This window comes from Reichenbachiella sp. (genome assembly GCF_039941815.1).
In the GTDB taxonomy this organism is placed as follows: Bacteria; Bacteroidota; Bacteroidia; order Cytophagales; family Cyclobacteriaceae; genus Reichenbachiella.
The window spans coordinates 198,582-214,790 of sequence record NZ_JBDVDW010000026.1; the positions used below are offsets into that span (position 1 = coordinate 198,582).

Here is a 16,209-nt window from a genome sequence, read left to right on the forward strand (position 1 = left end):
CAGGATTATGGTCACATTATAAATCAAGTATTAATTACTATTATCCTATTTAAAACCGAATAAAATGGACAAGGAATTTAAAAGTTTATTGGTGTATTTCATGGCGCTTGTACTACTATCTATGGCAAGCTGCACAGATGAAACTACAGATGATCTGGCCAATCTTGAGATTGGAGATTATGAAAGCGAACAATTCAATGACCTAACCATCGAGGAATTTAGTGCACTCGAGACTCCCATGGAAGCTTTACTCAGTGCAGTCACTAGTGGTGGTCGCAAACTGGGTACTGATATTGACGAATTGACCTCAGCCATTCTTGAAGTGCTGGAGGGAGCAAAGAAAATTGAGATTACGGAAAGTGAAGAACGAGGCCTACCAGTCTATGAGATCGAGTTGCTGCTAGCCTCAGGAGGTACACTAGAGGTAGTCATTGTCAAAGACATCTTTGAGATTCTCGAAATTGAGGGTCAATCAGGCCTATTTGATTATGATATTGACCCCCAGGGAAGTTTCCTCGCGCTTTCCGAGGCTCTGCTACTTGCCAAAGACTCTCTGAACGGTGAGATCGTTCGCTGGGAACTGGAACTAGAAGAAGATAATCGATGGGAATTCGAGGTGCATGTCGAAACCAGCCTCGGGAAATTTGAAGTCGAAATTGATGCTTTTTCAGGTGAGATACTGGATATAAATAAAATAGAGGAGGAAGATGAAGATGACTTCGAAGAAGAAGACGAACAAGTGCCAGACAACGTACTAGAAGCTATTGGCTGGTACATTGAAGCTGATCTGATACAAGCATCTAGCTACCAAGAGAAAGAGGTCAACTACTGGAATCTGTATGTGAAAACTTCCTCTGGCGCTTTGGTGAAATTAGTCATCACCGAAGACACAGAAGACCTGATAGATGCAAGAGATGAAGATGGCCCATATGACTATAATTTGACTCCCGGAGAAAATTTCATCTCACTAAATGAAGCTATTGAGATAGCCCAAGATGCCTTTGATGGAGAGGTCTATTACTGGTACTTTGAAGAAATCTGGCATCAGGAAGCAGGTCATTGGGCATATGTCGTGAAAATCGACAATGGTCAGAATGAGTTGTACAAATTCGGAATCGACGCAACAACAGGAGATATTCTCTTTGAGGAATTCTTCGACTAGGACATACAGCTATGGTAAGACCTTCGTCGCGGCCTAGGGCTGTGGCGATTCCTGAGCAATCCCGCGCCTTTATTGGTGCGGGATATTTTATTCTGAGAGCTTTTTGAACACCTCAGCGATGTTTTGAACTAACACCACTTCGATATTGAAATCAAGTGCTGCAAGCGACTTGGCATTATGCTTAGAGACAAAAACTTTTTTGAATCCTAATTTCTCAGCTTCGCTAATCCTACTTTCAATACGGTGAACCGCTCTTACTTCGCCACCAAGCCCTATTTCCCCAGCAAAACATATGTCAGAGCTGACTGTACGGTCCTCATAAGAAGACACGATAGATACTGCAATGCTCAAGTCCAACGCAGGATCGTCGATTTTTAGCCCTCCAGCTATATTCAAGAATACGTCCTGGTTGCCCAATTTTAGCCCTCCACGTTTTTCCAACACTGCAAGGAGCATATTCAGACGCTTGGCATCATATCCCGTAGTACTTCGCTGAGGTGTACCGTACGCCGACGCACTCACCAGCGCCTGAGTTTCAATGAGCAGTGGTCGGTTTCCTTCTATGGACGCACCGATTGTCACCCCACTTAGTTGCGTGTCCTTGTGAGAAATTAGGATTTCGGACGGATTGGACACCTGCCGCATGCCTGTGGCAAGCATCTCATAGATGCCTAGCTCAGAGGTCGAGCCAAAACGATTTTTGATCGTGCGCAATATGCGATAGCTCAAATGTCTATCCCCTTCGAACTGCAGTACAGTATCTACCATATGTTCAAGCACCTTGGGGCCTGCTATTGTACCCTCCTTTGTAATGTGTCCTATTAGGAAAACCGGCACATTAGACGACTTCGAAAACTGGAGTAGTTCGGCAGTACACTCGCGCACCTGACTCACACTACCCGCAGAACTATCTACCTTATTTGTAAACAAGGTCTGGATAGAATCTATGATCAGTACATCTGGTTTGACTTGTTTGATCTGCTGAAAAATATTAACCAAGGAGGTCTCAGCCAACAACAAGCACTGATTCGTTTTCATCTGCATGCGGTCTGCTCGCATTTTTATTTGCTGGGGACTTTCTTCTCCAGATACATATAATATTTTTCTATCACTCAGTCCCAACGCAACCTGCAAAAAGAGGGTAGACTTACCGATCCCTGGTTCGCCTCCGATCAACACCAGCGATCCTGGTACGATCCCTCCACCCAACACTCGATTCAATTCTTCATCTGTGGTCTTGATCCGCTGACCACCTTCTGCTTTGATCTCCTGAATAGCAACGGCCTGGTTGGGGCGAGCACTCTTCTCATCTTCAGACCAGATTTTTTCATTCGATTTAGAAGATGCGACTACCTCCTCGACATACGAATTCCACTCATTACATGCAGGACATTTACCTATCCATTTTGGTGACTCCGCACCACAGTTTTGACAGAAAAAAGCTGATTTTGTTTTGGCCATTTGATCCTTCGATTTGAAGCGACAATTTACTTCGATTTTTAAAAAGAAATAACAATTTACAGACAATGACCTTTGTCATAAAAATAGACTTGCTGCCTAAAGTCAAATCCCATAGTTTTGTCCTTATTTTTAATAGTTCTAAATAAGTGTTCATGAGATCGGTGGCGCAGCTAAAGCCTGGTGAAAAGGGAATCGTAAATAATTTTACCAATGAATATATCTCATTGAAGCTTCTTGAAATGGGCGTACTACCCGGAACAGAAGTAGAAATGAAATTTGCAGCCCCTCTTGGGGATCCGATCTGTATTAGAGTGTCGGGGTATGACCTGTCGTTGCGTCTGGAAGAGGCTGGTACCATTACATTATCCTAAATCAGCCATGAGCAACATCCCTCTCAATATAGCCCTGGTCGGCAATCCAAATGCCGGTAAAACATCTGTCTTCAACCTGCTCACAGGGATGAATCAAAAAGTAGGAAATTTCCCAGGAGTCACTATGGATAAAGTCTCTGGTACATTTCGTGAAGATGGTACGACTGCCAATGTAATAGACCTACCTGGTACTTATAGTATATACCCAAGGTCCATGGACGAACGAGTAGTGTTTGATGTGCTCAGCGACCAAAATGCTTCAGACTTTCCAGATAAAATAATAGTAATCGCCGATGCCTCTAATCTAGAACGAAATCTGCTACTCTTTACTGAGATTCAAGACCTGGGATTGCCAACCATCCTGGCGCTGTCAATGCTGGATGTAGCCAATAAAAATGGTCTGAATATTGACCTGCGGGCACTTGAGGAAGAATTCGACACTAATGTACTCACTATAAATGGCCGTAGTGGAGAAGGCATCCCTGAGCTTAGAAAAAAACTGTGCGAAGAACTTCCTTCCTCAGATAGGTTGTTTTATGACATCAACCTGCTATCTCCAGAGATCATCCCTGTAATCAAAGAAAAGTTCGGATTAGAAAACGATTATATCGCGTACCAATACGCACAGCAGACCTACAGCAAAAGCTTTCTTACCAACGAAGAAAAAGCCTTCATTGCAGACAAAAAAGTAGAGTACAACTTTTGTGATCGGCAGTTTCAAACAATTGAGACAGTCGAAAGATACAAAGTGATCAGGGACAAGCTTTCTCGAATCGTCACTAAGACCAATTTGAAAAGTACCTCGACTAAAAATTTGAAGATAGATAGAATTCTAACACACAAAATCTACGGATATCTCATCTTCTTTTCCATACTATTCATACTATTTCAGTCCATTTTCGCTTGGGCAGAACCATTCATGGACTACATCGATTTTGGATTTGCTAAGCTCAGCGCCTGGGCCAAGCTGTATTTGCCAGCAGGTGTACTGACAGATCTCATTGCCGAAGGCATCATTCCCGGACTGGGAGGTGTGGTAATTTTTATTCCACAGATCGCACTGTTATTTTGCTTTATTTCAATTTTGGAAGAGTCTGGCTATATGGCGCGAGTTGTTTTTCTGATGGATAAAATCATGCGAAAATTTGGGCTAAACGGAAAAAGCGTTGTCCCGCTGATTTCTGGTGTTGCCTGTGCCATTCCTGCCATCATGGCTGCTCGGAATATTGAAAGTTGGAAAGATAGAATCATTACCATATTCGTAACTCCTTTTATGAGCTGCTCAGCTCGCCTACCAGTATATGCTATTTTGATTGCCTTAGTGATTCCCAATGAGTACGTTTTTGGTTTTATAAGTGTTCAAGGCATGACTCTGATGGCCCTCTACCTCATTGGTTTTTTAGGAGCCATATTCTCAGCCATGTTGATGAAGAAGATCCTCAAGGTAAAAGAGCAAAGCTACTTTATCATGGAGCTTCCAATCTACCGCTGGCCGAAATGGAAAAATGTATGGATTACAATTTTTTCCAAAAGTAAAACATTCGTTTTTGAGGCTGGTAAAATCATCCTGGCCATCTCCATTATTCTATGGGTACTTGCCTCCTACGGGCCGGGAGAAGAATTCGCACAGGCCGAGCAAAAGATAAGATTAGAGCATCCGGATTTGGAACTTGAGTCCCCTGAATTTGAGGATTTATTGAGTGCCCACAAATTAGAATACTCCTATGCCGGACTACTCGGGAAGTCCATAGAACCAGTCATAAGACCCTTAGGATACGATTGGAAAATTGGTATAGCATTGATCACCTCTTTTGCTGCGAGAGAAGTATTCGTAGGGACAATTGCAACCATTTATAGCGTGGGATCAGATGCAGAAGACGAATCCACAATCAAAGATAAGCTACGTGCAGAAATCAACCCCACCACAGGTCAGCCCATGTACTCCATAGCCCTAGGTGTATCTTTAATGTTGTTTTATGCGTTTGCCATGCAATGTATGAGTACGCTCGCCGTCGTATATAGAGAAACCAAGTCCTGGAAATGGCCTTTACTTCAACTCGTTTATATGTCTACTGTTGCCTATGTTTTTGCCTTTGTCGCTTACCAATTGCTAAAATAACACATGACAAATCCCACCGATACTAAGAGCTTTTTTGAGAGCCGCATCTTTGACCTTCAAGGTCAAATTCAATCACTCGAAACCCGGGTTAAAACCTTATCCTGGATTAGAGTATTGTTGTTCGTCGGTGTGGTGGTGGCCATTGTCTATTTCACCAACGTAAGAGCTATTCAGCTAGCGTTAATAGCAATTCTAGCATTTGTCCCCCTATTCGGCTGGCTTGTCAAAAAGCACAATCAAGTCAATTTCTCTTTGCGTCAGCATCAGTTTTTGTCGGCCATCAATCAAGACGAACTTTTGCGCACAGAAGGCAGACTGTCTGGCCTGGATGATGGCATAGACTACTTAGATCATCAGCACGAGTACGCGCCAGATTTAGACCTGTTTGGCTCTAATTCTCTCTTTCAACTGCTGGTAAGAAGCAGACTGCGTGGCACCAGAGACCTCATGGCCAAATGGCTCCTGAATAAGTCTTCAAAAAATAACTTAGAGGAAAGACACACTGCGGTAAAAGAGCTTGAGAAAAACACGGAATGGAGGCAAAACCTCACGGCATACGGGTATCATGGTGATCAGGAAGATAAGAAATATGCCAACGTTGTTCTTTCGCTGATCCAATGGATAGATGATAATCTAAATCTACTGAAAAATCCCTTTTGGCTTATTGCACGTTTCTTAATGCCACTAGTCTCCGTGATATTCATATTCGGTATCGCATTTTTGGAATGGCCTTATCAATGGATTTATCTTCCAATTCTGGTAAATATTGGATTGTTATCAGTGCTTTTTAAGTCAACCATGGAGGTCACCAACGAATTTGGGAATATCGCTTCATTTCTCAAAGGTTATGAAAACGTAATCCTGGAAATAGAAAAAAAATCATTTCAATCTGAGTTGCTAATCTCATTACATGATCAGTTGAAGACAGAAAATGGCTCCGCTTCTGGCTCTATCAAATCACTGAGAAGGATATTAATGTTTTTATTAAATAGAGCTAATATCTTGTACTTACCATTCAACGTACTCTTTCTTTTAGATGTCAATTGGTTGATCCTTGCCGTACAATGGAAGAAGAAAAATATTGATAAGGTAGAGAAGTGGTTCGATGCAGTACATCAAATTGATGCACTCAATGATTTGGCTTCATATGCCTATACAAATCAAGACTTCGTTTTTCCAACTGTAACTTCCGAAAGTCAACACCTTTTGACAAGAAACCTGGGTCATCCTCTAATCAACCCTTCTCAACGAGTCCTTAACGATTTTGAACTTTCAGGTCAAGGCCAACTTGGGCTCATTACCGGATCCAATATGTCAGGCAAGAGCACATTCCTTCGCACTATCGGAGTCAATTTAGTTTTAGCTCAGCTTGGTGCCCCGGTTTGCGCATCAAAGTTTGAATTCTCTTTGGCCCAAATTTTTACCAGCATGCGTACTCAGGACAACCTTGAGGAAAATGTAAGTTCGTTCTATGCAGAGTTAAAACGGCTCAAACAATTGTTGGATCTGCTGAATAAAAATGAGCCCACCTTTTTCATGCTGGATGAAATACTCAAAGGCACCAATTCTGAGGACAGACACAAAGGAGCCATATCACTTATATACCAACTCGTGAATCATGAATGTCGAGGACTTGTCTCTACCCATGACATACAACTATCTACCCTATCCAAGGATCTGCCCAAGGTGCAAAATATGAGTTTCAATAGTGTCATAAATGGTGACGAGATAATATTCGACTACAAACTTTCCCTATCTCCATGTACAAGCTTCAATGCGAGTAAGCTCATGGAAAAAATGGGGATAATCAAAATCTAAAATTCGCTTTATGGAATGCCATGGCCTGCTTAGCTTTGCAGCATTCAATCCAATTGATTAATAAATGAGCTTCGATCCAAATGTAAAACTGGGTGTCCTGGGCGGTGGACAACTCGGCAGAATGATGATTCAGTCAGCAATCGACTTTAATTTAGAAATAAAATCGATGGATCCTGATCCAAATGCACCGTGCAAATCTATCGCTCACGAATTTATAAACGGAGACATCAAGGATTACGATCAAGTGATGGCTTTCGGATTGACCTGCGATCTGATCACAGTGGAAATAGAAAATGTAAACATTGAGGCGCTCGAAGAGCTGCAAAGAGTTGGCAAGAAGGTTTATCCACAACCACACGTCTTAAAGACCATAAAAGACAAAGGAATCCAAAAGAAGTTTTACGTAGACAACGGAATTCCTACTTCAGAATTTGAATTGACTTCTTCTGTGAGTGACATTCATTCGCTTACTCATCTACTGCCTGGAGTTCATAAGCTAAGGACGGATGGCTATGACGGTCGAGGTGTTCAAGTGATCAAATCCAAAGATGATATATCCAAAGGATTTGACCGGCCCGCTCTTATCGAAAGGTTTGTCGACTACGAGAGAGAGATATCGGTCATCGTTGCGAGAAATAAAAGCGGGAATATGGCAACTTACCCGGTAGTAGAATTAGAATATCATCCAGAAGCCAACCTGGTTGAGTTTTTGTTTTCACCTTCAGATCTGTCTGAGGATATTCAAGAAAAAGCCAGTGAATTGGCAAAAAAAACAATTTCTGCTCTGGACATGGTTGGACTACTGGCTGTCGAGATGTTTGTAACCAAAAAAGGCAATCTCGTAGTAAATGAGTGCGCTCCTCGCACGCACAATAGCGGTCATCACTCGATAGAGGGAAATATCACCTCACAATTTGAACAACATCTTCGAGCCATTCTTGATTTGCCGCTTGGAAAGACTGATGTTATAGGAGCGTCTGTTATGATTAACTTGCTTGGAGAAGAGGGTTATACAGGAGTGGCTCAATACGAAGGCCTGGATGAAGCATTGAACATTGATGGCCTTCATGTACATTTGTACGGAAAAAAATTAACTAAACCCTTTAGAAAAATGGGGCATATTACGCTAGTTGGCAATGATCTAAGTGCTTTAAAATCGCTAGCTCGCTCTGTGAAGGAAACCATTAAAATCAAAGCATAGATGAAGCCGACTGTAGGAATAATCATGGGAAGCAAGAGTGACCTGACCATAATGAACCAGGCCGCGGAGCTACTTGATCAGCTAGGTGTGACGTACGAACTAACCATTGTATCTGCTCACAGAACACCACATCGGATGGTTGAGTATGCTGAAAACGCAAGGTCCAGGGGACTCAAAGTTATAGTTGCCGGAGCGGGAGGTGCCGCCCATCTACCAGGTATGGTAGCCTCACTAACTACTCTCCCCGTCATCGGTGTCCCGGTCAAATCAAGCAACTCAATAGATGGATGGGACTCCGTACTTTCAATTCTTCAGATGCCAGGAGGTGTACCAGTGGCGACAGTTGCTCTCGATGGTGCCAAAAATGCCGGCATTCTTGCTGCTCAAATCATAGGTACGATGGATGAAACTGTGGCAGAAAAACTAGCACAATACAAAGTTGAAATGAGGAAAAAAGTAGAAGAATCGATTCGTACCCTATAAAATCCACTTATCTTTTTGTAAAAGAAACAATAAAGTTGATCTTAACCGTTTAGCATTTAGTATTTCTAAGATTAGAAATATTCGTATATTGCCATTCAACGTGGCTATAGTGGAATAAATAAAATTTGTGCAACTTACTAATTCTATCTTGACCAAAACATATCAGTATCTAAACGCCGCTGTTCTTGGGCTAATAACGGTGCTATTCTCAATGTGTAATACCGGAGAATTAGACTTCGATAATATTGAGACCCCGAATCTGACTTCTCACAATTCTCTTGTAATCGGACAAACTACCTATAAGATCAAAGATCTTATTGAGAAGCTCGAAGATCCAAGGATTGAAATCACAGAAGACAACGCTAATCTTTTGTCGATTTCTTATCGCGACACTACTTTTTTTAATGACTACCTGTCAATAGTGGAGCTGGAGGATATTAGCAACCCTGGAGTCATAGATGCAAGTCTAACACCTATCGCTGGTTCTCCAACCAATCAAGATGTAGTCATACCCACACAAGATCTATCTTTTGAATACAGTTCACCAAATAATGAAGAACTAGACTCGGTAGTATATAGTGCTGGTACAATTGCTCTAGTGATTGAAAATGGTTTTAACCAGGACATCGAATATGAACTCACCCTCACAGATGTAGTGAATCGAAGTTCAGGCGATCCAATGGTGCTTTCTGGAACATTGCCAGCTAATGGTACGGACAACGTAAATGAGTCCTTGGTCGGCTTCAAAACCATTATTGTCTTCGACAATGCCACATCCACTAACCTTTTCTCAGGCCAGTTCGATGGAATACTAAAGGTGAAAACGGGTGATTTTGTCAATGGGACAGAGTTTATTAACTACACGCTCTCGATAACTGATGCGGACTTTAGCGAAATTTTTGGTTGGTTTGGAAATAAGACTATAGACATTGAAAGCCAGTCTATCGACGTAGACTTCTTTGAGGGAATTTCAGAAAATAGCCTTGAATTCGGTAGCCCGGAAATGAACTTCTATGTAGAAAATTCATTTGGCGTCCCGATGGGTCTAAATTTATCAGGTATTTCTGCTAGTAATGCAGAAGGAAGCAATCTTGCACTATCAGGTGACGCTGTCTCTTCTCCACAATTAGTTCGAGCACCTGGGACGACTCAGGTGGGGAGCTCAGTGAGCTCAATAATTAATGTAGATGAAACAAATTCTAATCTCAGAGAATTACTCGGCATTTCTCCTAACCTGTTTGAAGTAACTGTGGATGCAACAGCTAATTATAACAATGATAGTGATACCGGTGATAGAAACTTTGTGTCTTCCGGAAGTGAAGTCGAAGTAATCACAGAAATCAATCTTCCGCTGATTGTGAAAATGAATGACGTCCAACGCGATTTTGGTACCGGCATTGAAGGATTCGATTTTGAAGAGGCTGACACCATCAATCTAGTCCTTACCACAGTCAATCAAATGCCCTTCGAGGGGACAGTAGATATGCAATTTTTGGCGGCTGATTCCTCTGTTCTTTTTGAGTTTACTGACATCGCATTCCTTCAGGTACCAGAAATTCCCGTTTCAGGTAAAATTGAGGAGCCTATCACGACAAAAGATACCGTTTCGGTTTATAGAGAAAATGGTTATCAAGAATTACTGGATGCAAGCATTCTAAATATTGTGACTCACTTTACTACGTTTGAAGCGAGTGAAGACACCTATGTTAAAATATTTTCAGATTATGAGTTAATCCTAAAGGTAGGCGCTCAAGTAAATGTGAATTATGAATTTTAATCTGAAATCTCGATTTATACTCATTTGTCTCTTTGGATTACTGGGATCCCATATTTCTTATGGCCAATCTGGTATTTCGCTTTACCATTTGTCAAATAGCACATTTCAGGGGAATCATTTCAATGCAGCCTTTTTCCCAGAAGGAAAGGTTTTTGTAGGCCTCCCTGCAGTTTCGGGTATTGCTATAGATTTCAATGGCCGATTTAGCTATGACGATGCGGTGACCATCAACGAGAATGGCGATAAAGAGTGGGATATTGACAATATCGTGGACAACGCCAAAAAGAAAAATTACCTCAGTTTCGAAGCTGAGCTTTCTACTTTCTATTTGGGTTGGCGAAAATCCAAAACAAAAGCATACTCTATTTTTATTAGGGAGCGTGTTGCTGCACGTCTTTTTTACGGTAAAAACCTAGTCAGCACCTTGTGGAATGGCAATACTTCTCTGGTAGGTGACAAAATTACTCTCAGTCGCACTGCCTTGGATATGAGATACTATCGCGAATATGGCTTTGGAATATGGAGAAGCATTCCTAATCGAGGCATTAATATCGGTGTGCGGGTCAAATTCCTGAACGGAATGATTAGCGCAATGACAGATAGCAAATTCGAAGGATCGATTGGATTTGAAGAAGAGAATTTTCAAGCGAACTTCGATTTGAATAATGCAGTAATCAACACTTCGGGCTTCAATGTATTTGATAGTGATCAGCTATCCTCACACTTAATTAGCAATGGAAACATAGGCGCAGGTATTGATATTGGCGCCCATTGGAAAATTAATCAAGAATTATCAGCGGCTGTTTCCGTAAATGATCTTGGATTTATTAGATGGAAGGTAGATCCAGAAAATTACACCATGGCCGATACCACCTTTAGATTTGAGGGTATTGATCTTGCAGACGTAGGAAACTTCGAAGATGCTTACCTAGATTCTCTCAAAAACAGAGTACAAGACACTACGTTGAATAAAACATACATCTCTGGACTCAATACTACTTCATACGCAAGTCTGATGTACCAGCTCACACCTAATGACAAATTTACAGGTTCTATTGCAGCCCATATTGTTAAAGGTAATTTCAGAATGATCTATTCTGCTGCTTACACCAGAAAAGTAGGTCGTATCCTGGATGTCTCTGCGAATGTATCACGGATACCTCAACAAGGAATAGATTTGGGGCTAGCTGCCGCCGTCAACTTTGGTTCGGGTCAAATATATTTGGCCTCGGACAAGCTACTACGCGTATGGGATGTACCGAAAATCGACGCTGTAGACTTCCGTTTTGGATTTAATCTTATTTTCAGAGGCGGAGGCAAATCTCCCAAGGACGACAACAGTGATCTGATGCACCCATCTCCATACGGCAAGAAGGAAAAAGTAGAGAAAAGTGACGGGATATACTGGATCATTAGGAAGCAAAGACCACGTCCAGTATATGAGAAGACTAAGTTTAGGGATACCTAATTCATAGCTACAGCAAACCCTTCAATATCCTTTAAAGTGATTTTTCCTTCGTAAAATGCTTTTCCAAAGATTACGCCATAGACGCCGATATCATTTAATCTTCTAATATCATCCACGTTTCTGATTCCGCCACTGGCAAACAAGGATAGATTTGTGAATTTTTCGGTCAGCTGCTGATAGAGCTCGAAGGATGGCCCTTCCATAGCGCCCTCTCTAGAAATGTCAGTCGTCTTAAGATATTTTAGACCTCTAGAATAGAAATGATCTATGTGCTCAAATACATCCACTTTGGTTCCTTTTTGCCATCCGCCAACGCGAATTAGACCATCCAGAGTGTCTGCTCCGAGGGCAATTTTTTCACGACCATAAGACATCATCCATGATGTAAATAGATCGGGATTGTAAACTGCAATAGTAGCAGAGGTGATACTTTCTGCACCATATTCAAAACATTTAGTGACGTCACCATCCGTATGGATTCCTCCAGAAAAATTGATAGCAATGTCTGAATAGCCTGACATCATCTCCAAGATGTGGTAGTTGACGGGCGTGCCTTTTTTGGCTCCATCCAAGTCAATCAAATGCAGTCGATTGATCCCGTGATCTTCGAACTGACGGGCAAGATCAATTGGACTTTCATCATAAATCTTACCTGAAGAATAATCTCCTCGAGTAAGTCTTGTTACTTTTCCGTCTTTGATTGATATAGAGGGTACTAATAGCATGCGCAATATTTGAATTACAGGTGAACAAATAAAAACATTATCCAGTTAACTAGGCAACGTACTGCTTTAAAGAATTGTTAATTCTTATAATTACCGGATCGTCTCTTCAATGAGAGCCCAAATAGGAAATGGGCGAATACACAAGATAACAAAATTAGTCTATTTTTACAAGCTTAAATCCTTGCCCATGGACTGTGAGGATATGTACAGACTCTTCTTCTTTCAGATATTTTCGAAGTTTTGCAATATATACATCCATACTACGCGCATTAAAGTAGCTATCATCTTTCCAAATAGCCATGAGTGCTACGCTCCGGTCCAACGTCTCATTTAAGTGTTCACAAAATAATTTTAGTAGTTCGTTTTCGCGGGAAGTCAACTTCACATCACCTGATGGCCGTTCAAGTACGCTCTTATCATATCTGAAAAGTAGATCCCCCAATTGATAAGAGGATATTCCGGATTTGGCGCCACCATTGCTATTGGTTCTTTTTAGGATTGCCTTTATTCTAAGAAGCAGCTCCTCCATACTAAAAGGCTTGGTCAGGTAGTCATCCGCTCCGAGTTTTAGCCCCTCAATAGTGTCCTCCTTCATAGATTTGGCCGTAAGAAATATCAATGGAGTCTGTCTATCCATTGCCCGGATGTCCTTAGCTAAGCTAAAACCATCTTTCTTTGGCATCATCACATCAAGAATACAAAAATCGAACTTGTCTTGCTGAAAGGCCTCAAGCCCAGATTCGCCATCTTCACACAAAACGGTATCATATCCTTTGAGTTGCAGATACTCATTCAATATCTGTCCAAGGTTTGGGTCATCTTCCACCAGAAGAATTTTAATCTTACTCATATCATAGATTGTTTAATTGGTAGGGTATGAACACCGTAAATTCACTTCCTTTCTTCAATTCACTCTGCACCTGAATATCTCCGCCGTGTGCTTCGATCATACTTTTTACATATGCCAGGCCAAGTCCAAATCCTTTTACATCATGAAGATTGCCGGTAGGCACTCTATAAAACTTTTCGAAGATTCTATTGATTACATCCTTTGACATTCCGATCCCTTGATCCACAATTTTAATCACAATGCCTTTGGCATTGTCCAGAGTCATGATTTTGATAGATGGCCTATCTTTGGAATATTTGTTAGCGTTGTCCAGGAGATTATAAACGATATTGGTGAGATGCATTTGATCTGCCAAGACCGTCTGATTGATAGCTTTCAGGTCTTTGGATATATTGCCGCCTTTGCTGGATACCTGAAGATGGATATGGCTCATAGCCTTTTCTATAATATCATGGACATTTACTTCTTCAAGTTTGAGATCAAAATCGTTTCGCTCGATGACAGCCATTTGCAACACCTTTTCTACCTGCAAACCGAGCCTCTTGTTTTCATCATGAATGATGCCCAGATACCGCTCGTTCAATCCCTTGGTATTTCGAATCTGATCGTCTCTCAAGGCCTCACAAGCTAGTGATACCGTGGATATCGGTGTCTTGAACTCATGGGTCATATTATTAATAAAATCATTTTTAATCTCCGAGAGCTTTTTTTGTCTATAAATTGTACGAATCGCATAAGAAAAACATACCAGAATAATGATAATGAATACTAGCGATGAAAGAAGGGTAACCCATATTTTGCTCAATATATAGGATTGTTGGTCCGGAAATCTGACGATAAGGTAGCCGGCTTCCCCCATGATGTCATTTGGAAAGAGGCTTGCTCTCAAGTCTGAATTCAGGAGCTCATCCCGGTTATCATGGATTCTTTCAAATGTAAATTTATCTACGAGAGGATCAAATACTCCAAAATCATACTGGAGTTCTATCCCCCGATCAAGCAGGCTACTTTTCAATAAGGAATCTGCCTCGTTGAGGTCTACTCTACTTTCCAGCGATTTGGTGCCGGCAAAAAGTTCGTGCATAGCCAGCTGGACGTACTCGCTTTTTTTAGCAATACGTTTCAATCGTTTTTGATACTCCTCATTATCAGAAATAATCGAATCTACCTCTCCTTTCATGATATAAATGGCGGCATCAGGTTCATCAGGCAAAGTTTCCTTCATCCTAATAGACACGTTTTTTAGTTTGGGATTGTCTTTCTCCGAGTCGAAATAAAAGCTAAGCCACTCGGGTCTATTAATGGAGTCCTTAGCATAATCTTGTACCTGGATCACTTTCTTCTCGAAAGTGCTTTCTATTAATTCAACTCTGGTGGAATCCGTATCAGATGGACTCTTAAAGGCGAAATTTGTATGGAAGTTGTCAACTGTAACTACCATAGCCTCTTTCTTTTCCAGTTTTTGAGCCACAGCTGTCAAGGCATCCTGTGCATCTCGCTTAAATGCCTCTTCATTTGCACTTACAATACTCCCAATCCAGTAGACCTGAAAAACTATCAACCCAACCAGGGAGAGCCCCATAGCCACAATCAACCAGCGAATAGCCACTTTATTCATCCCCAAATTTACGTTTTTGACAGCGCATAGGTCAGCATTTAACTTTTTTTAACTCTAAGCTTAGGCTCATCCACCAAGTAGGCCCATCAACTCAGATAACTGAGTAATTTCCCTAGTGACTTGTTCGTCGTGTTTTATTTTCGCGGGATTGAAGTAGACCTGATCCATTCCAAAGCTGATGGCTCCTTTGATATCCGTATTCAGATTATCCCCAATCATTAGAGAATGATCTAACTCGGCACCAGAATGCTTTAATGCATAGGTATAAATCCCAGGGTTCGGTTTTTTATGCCCTGCCTTTTCTGAAGTGATTACTTTATCAAAATATTTATCAAGGCCAGAAGACTCTAGTTTAATTGATTGCACATCTTCAAAACCGTTGGTAATGATGTGTAATCCGAATCTGTCCTGACAGAAATCCAACAATTCGAATGCACCGTCGATGACCTTCTTTTTACGGGAGCACGAGGTCAAAAAGGTATTGTTTAGCTCAATGAGTAAGTCATCATTGACACCGGACATATCGGCATTAGCTGCTTCCATTACAATCCGAAATCGATTATTTCTAAGATAGAATTTATCAATTTTACCAACATTTAAAGCGGCCCACAATTTGTCATTTTCTTGGAAAAAAATATCGCGGAATCTCTCTGGGTCCGTTACGCCATACTTTGACATGTCGAAGTTCTGGTATATTTCGATTAAGGTTTCTGACGCATTGGCGTCATAATCCCACAAAGTGTGGTCGAGGTCAAAGAATAGGTGTTTGTAAGATTTCAATAGTGAGTTGTTTTTTTGTTTATTGATAGCTCCCTGTTGGAGTGAAGCACATTGAGGGTTTCCAAATCTTTTTGCAACTGCTGATCTTTATTCAAAAACTCAAAAATCTGAGATACCATTCCCATTACTTCCTCTTTGATTTGATAAAATACCCATTGATCCTTCTTTCTTGAATTTAGCAGGCCAGCGTGTTTTAAATAGGAAATATGTCTTGAGGTTTTGGTCTGAGTAAATTCCAGCACATGTTCGATATCTGAAATACTAAGTTCGTTTTGATTAAACAGGAGATACATAATTCTCACACGGGCCTCCTCAGAAAATGACTTGAAAATCTGGGAGCCAAATTGAATGTTAAAATGCTTTAATTGCATAGATT

14 protein-coding genes are annotated in these 16,209 nt (G+C 41.1%); 8 read left to right on the plus strand and 6 right to left on the minus strand.

Going from position 1 to position 16,209, the window contains the following annotated elements; translation table 11 throughout:
- The first annotated feature begins 64 nt into the window (after positions 1–64).
- Complete coding sequence (locus ABJF11_RS05550) at positions 65–1,162, plus strand: PepSY domain-containing protein (protein ID WP_348118648.1); 1,098 nt, start codon at positions 65–67, stop codon at positions 1,160–1,162.
- Between the two features lie 87 nt (positions 1,163–1,249).
- On the opposite strand, the gene radA is transcribed toward ABJF11_RS05550, so the two are convergent.
- Positions 1,250–2,623 carry a DNA repair protein RadA gene (radA, locus tag ABJF11_RS05555; RefSeq protein ID WP_348118649.1) on the minus strand — a complete coding sequence of 458 codons (1,374 nt, stop codon included), beginning with the start codon at positions 2,621–2,623 and terminating at the stop codon, positions 1,250–1,252.
- 146 nt (positions 2,624–2,769) lie between these two features.
- On the opposite strand from radA, the gene ABJF11_RS05560 reads away from it, so the two are divergent.
- From ABJF11_RS05560 to ABJF11_RS05590, 7 genes are all read left to right on the plus strand, one after another.
- Positions 2,770–2,994, plus strand: coding sequence for a FeoA family protein (locus tag ABJF11_RS05560; RefSeq protein WP_348118650.1), 225 nt, complete (start codon positions 2,770–2,772; stop codon positions 2,992–2,994).
- A 7-nt stretch (positions 2,995–3,001) separates the two neighbouring features.
- A complete protein-coding gene (feoB, locus tag ABJF11_RS05565; protein ID WP_348118652.1) occupies positions 3,002–5,113 on the plus strand; it encodes a ferrous iron transport protein B in 2,112 nt (703 codons plus the stop codon).
- Between the two features lie 3 nt (positions 5,114–5,116).
- Positions 5,117–6,931, plus strand: coding sequence for a hypothetical protein (locus ABJF11_RS05570; protein ID WP_348118653.1), 1,815 nt, complete (start codon positions 5,117–5,119; stop codon positions 6,929–6,931).
- Between the two features lie 64 nt (positions 6,932–6,995).
- Positions 6,996–8,132 carry a 5-(carboxyamino)imidazole ribonucleotide synthase gene (locus ABJF11_RS05575; protein ID WP_348118655.1) on the plus strand — a complete coding sequence of 379 codons (1,137 nt, stop codon included), beginning with the start codon at positions 6,996–6,998 and terminating at the stop codon, positions 8,130–8,132.
- Entirely contained in the window at positions 8,133–8,615 is a 483-nt protein-coding gene (purE, locus tag ABJF11_RS05580; RefSeq protein ID WP_348118656.1) for a 5-(carboxyamino)imidazole ribonucleotide mutase, read from the plus strand. It begins immediately after the preceding gene.
- Between the two features lie 148 nt (positions 8,616–8,763).
- On the plus strand, positions 8,764–10,392 hold the full coding sequence (locus ABJF11_RS05585) for a hypothetical protein (RefSeq protein WP_348118657.1): 1,629 nt from the start codon (positions 8,764–8,766) through the stop codon (positions 10,390–10,392).
- Positions 10,382–11,860 carry a DUF5723 family protein gene (locus ABJF11_RS05590; protein ID WP_348118658.1) on the plus strand — a complete coding sequence of 493 codons (1,479 nt, stop codon included), beginning with the start codon at positions 10,382–10,384 and terminating at the stop codon, positions 11,858–11,860. The genes ABJF11_RS05585 and ABJF11_RS05590 overlap by 11 nt, the downstream gene beginning before the upstream one ends.
- Here the strand turns inward: ABJF11_RS05590 and ABJF11_RS05595 are convergent.
- From ABJF11_RS05595 to ABJF11_RS05615, 5 genes are all read right to left on the minus strand, one after another.
- Positions 11,857–12,585, minus strand: coding sequence for a 1-(5-phosphoribosyl)-5-[(5-phosphoribosylamino)methylideneamino] imidazole-4-carboxamide isomerase (locus ABJF11_RS05595; RefSeq protein WP_348118660.1), 729 nt, complete (start codon positions 12,583–12,585; stop codon positions 11,857–11,859). The two genes, ABJF11_RS05590 and ABJF11_RS05595, sit on opposite strands and share 4 nt — an antisense overlap.
- Before the next feature lie 154 nt (positions 12,586–12,739).
- Positions 12,740–13,435: a response regulator transcription factor gene (locus ABJF11_RS05600; RefSeq protein ID WP_348118661.1), complete on the minus strand. Its 696-nt coding sequence runs from the start codon at positions 13,433–13,435 to the stop codon at positions 12,740–12,742.
- 1 nt (position 13,436) lies between these two features.
- Positions 13,437–15,053 (minus strand): HAMP domain-containing sensor histidine kinase, encoded by a 1,617-nt coding sequence (locus tag ABJF11_RS05605; RefSeq protein ID WP_348118662.1) that lies wholly within the window; start codon positions 15,051–15,053, stop codon positions 13,437–13,439.
- Positions 15,054–15,119: 66 nt separating this feature from the next.
- Positions 15,120–15,833 (minus strand): YjjG family noncanonical pyrimidine nucleotidase, encoded by a 714-nt coding sequence (locus ABJF11_RS05610; protein WP_348118663.1) that lies wholly within the window; start codon positions 15,831–15,833, stop codon positions 15,120–15,122.
- Positions 15,830–16,204: a metalloregulator ArsR/SmtB family transcription factor gene (locus ABJF11_RS05615; RefSeq protein ID WP_348118664.1), complete on the minus strand. Its 375-nt coding sequence runs from the start codon at positions 16,202–16,204 to the stop codon at positions 15,830–15,832. The genes ABJF11_RS05610 and ABJF11_RS05615 overlap by 4 nt, the downstream gene beginning before the upstream one ends.
- Between the last annotated feature and the right edge of the window lie 5 nt (positions 16,205–16,209).

Coding starts and splice junctions, on each gene's coding strand:
- ABJF11_RS05550 (WP_348118648.1), top strand. CDS start 65: ATGGACAAGGAATTTAAAAGTTTATTGGTGTATTTCATGGCGCTTGTA.
- radA (WP_348118649.1), bottom strand. CDS start 2,623: ATGGCCAAAACAAAATCAGCTTTTTTCTGTCAAAACTGTGGTGCGGAG.
- feoB (WP_348118652.1), top strand. CDS start 3,002: ATGAGCAACATCCCTCTCAATATAGCCCTGGTCGGCAATCCAAATGCC.
- ABJF11_RS05570 (WP_348118653.1), top strand. CDS start 5,117: ATGACAAATCCCACCGATACTAAGAGCTTTTTTGAGAGCCGCATCTTT.
- ABJF11_RS05575 (WP_348118655.1), top strand. CDS start 6,996: ATGAGCTTCGATCCAAATGTAAAACTGGGTGTCCTGGGCGGTGGACAA.
- purE (WP_348118656.1), top strand. CDS start 8,133: ATGAAGCCGACTGTAGGAATAATCATGGGAAGCAAGAGTGACCTGACC.
- ABJF11_RS05590 (WP_348118658.1), top strand. CDS start 10,382: ATGAATTTTAATCTGAAATCTCGATTTATACTCATTTGTCTCTTTGGA.
- ABJF11_RS05595 (WP_348118660.1), bottom strand. CDS start 12,585: ATGCTATTAGTACCCTCTATATCAATCAAAGACGGAAAAGTAACAAGA.
- ABJF11_RS05600 (WP_348118661.1), bottom strand. CDS start 13,435: ATGAGTAAGATTAAAATTCTTCTGGTGGAAGATGACCCAAACCTTGGA.
- ABJF11_RS05605 (WP_348118662.1), bottom strand. CDS start 15,053: ATGAATAAAGTGGCTATTCGCTGGTTGATTGTGGCTATGGGGCTCTCC.
- ABJF11_RS05615 (WP_348118664.1), bottom strand. CDS start 16,204: ATGCAATTAAAGCATTTTAACATTCAATTTGGCTCCCAGATTTTCAAG.